General features: G+C 67.6%; 2 protein-coding genes. One reads left to right on the top strand and one right to left on the bottom strand.

Features of this window, described 5'->3' with window-relative positions; all coding sequences use genetic code 11:
- Positions 1-457: 457 nt before the first annotated feature.
- Positions 458-1648, top strand: a complete 1191-nt coding sequence (locus tag BLR02_RS28175; protein ID WP_218128110.1) for a M23 family metallopeptidase — start codon at positions 458-460, stop codon at positions 1646-1648.
- A gap of 28 nt (positions 1649-1676) precedes the next feature.
- Here BLR02_RS28175 and BLR02_RS30960 read toward each other — a convergent pair.
- A partial coding sequence (locus tag BLR02_RS30960) for a hypothetical protein (protein ID WP_143018396.1) occupies positions 1677-1844 on the bottom strand: 168 nt, incomplete at its 5' end.

Genomic DNA, 1844 nt, shown 5'->3' on the forward strand with positions numbered 1-1844 from the left:
CAAGATACCATCACAACCCAACTAACAATCCCAATCAGGACCATCAGCCGAAGCGTACATACACTTCCAAAACCAGATGCAGATTTAAAAGAACAATCTCCCCGCGGTCGCCCTCAGACTTTCGCCTGAAGCTTCGACCGGCGATGCACCCTGCCGGGTTGGGAGAGCCGCCTCATCAGCGGGGCACTCAACTTAGTGGCTCTCGCCACCACTTGCAAGCCCCGTCTTTTCGTCGGCCCCGGCGGTCGGCGTTGCCGTCGTCGGGAGGCGGCTTCTAGTCCCCTCACCACAGCCTGTCAAAGCCCTTTTTTCGCAGCAGCAGCGCCATTCTCAGCTCGTCTCGCAAGCGCACACGTCAACCTATTGACTTAACTTATGTTTCCGCCAAAGGGTTTCTCCATATTTCAGCCCTGGGAGGGGTTTCATGCTGCACTGCGTCGCGCGTCACGCGCGCTGGTTGACGTTCCTTGCCGTCTTTCTCGCCAGCCCGGCCGCCCCCGCGCAGCCCGATCCTCCCAAAGCCTCACCCGTAACCCAGACCGAAGCCGTCCGCGTTCTCGTTGCCAGACCCGGCGATACCCTCACCCAGCTTCTCGTCGGAGCAGGGGTCGAGCCGGCGGAGGCGCGCCCGGCCCTCAGCGCACTCGCGCCGATCTTCCCGCCGCGGCGCCTGCAGCCCGGGCATGAGGTTACCCTGCGGCAGGATCCCAGCCGTGAGGATGCCCTGACCGCGCTCATCCTCGAGCCCGCGCCCGGCCGCACGGTCACCGTCATGCGCACTCCCTCCGGCTGGCAGGCAGTGGAGGAGGAATCCACGCGGCATCGCCACCTGGTCTATGCCCAGGGCGAGGTGACCGGCGCGTTGTTGCACGACCTCGAACGCGCCGGGCTGCCCCAGGCGCTCGGCCTCGATCTGGTCCGCATGCTTGGCCATGCCGTCGACTTCCAGCGCGAGCTGCAGCCCGGCGATGGCTTCACCGTGCTCTTCGAGCGCTTCCGTGATGCGGAGGGCGGGCTGTTGCGCGATGGCGATGTGCTCCATGCCGAGTTCCGCATGTCGACGCGCCGCCTGTCGCTCTGGCGGCAGGAGACGGCGAACGGGCCCGAATGGTTCGACGAGAACGGCCGCAGCCTGCGCCGCAACTTCCTCCGCACGCCGTTGGATGGGGCGCGCGTCTCCTCGGGCTTTGGCCAGCGGCGCCATCCGGTGCTGGGCTTCACGCGCATGCATCAGGGAATCGACTTCGCCGCGCCGACGGGCACGCCGGTGCTGGCCGCGGCCGAGGGGGTGGTGGAGCGCATCGGCTTCGCCGGCGGCTATGGAAGGCTGATCGAGCTGCGGCACCCGGATGGGTCGATGACGCGCTACGCCCATCTCTCGGGCTTCGCGCGCGGCATGCAGCTTGGCAGCCGCGTCGGGCAGGGAGAGGCGATCGGGCGCGTCGGCTCGAGCGGCCTCGCAACGGGGCCTCACCTGCATTACGAGATCGTCGAGAATGGCCGCTCCGTCGACCCGGCGATCGCCAGGCCGGCGGCGACGGTGCAGCTGGCCGGCGCGGAGTTAGAGGCCTTTCAGCGAACACGGACCGCGATCCTGGCCCAGATCGCGCATCTGGAGCCGATGCAGGAGGTGGCCTGGGCGGAGTAGACCCCCGCCCAAACCCCCTCCCCCCGTCTCAGGCCGCGGCAGCCATGGGCTGCTGCCGGACCACCAGCCCATCCGTGCCCGCAGAGACATAGAGCGTCTCCCCGTCATGGATGCGGCCTTCCAGCAGCAGGTTGGCCAGCTGGTCCTGCAGGTTCCGCTGGATCACCCGCTTCAGCGGCCGGGCGCCATAGGCGGG

Source organism: Belnapia rosea (assembly GCF_900101615.1).
Taxonomy (GTDB): Bacteria; Pseudomonadota; Alphaproteobacteria; order Acetobacterales; family Acetobacteraceae; genus Belnapia; species Belnapia rosea.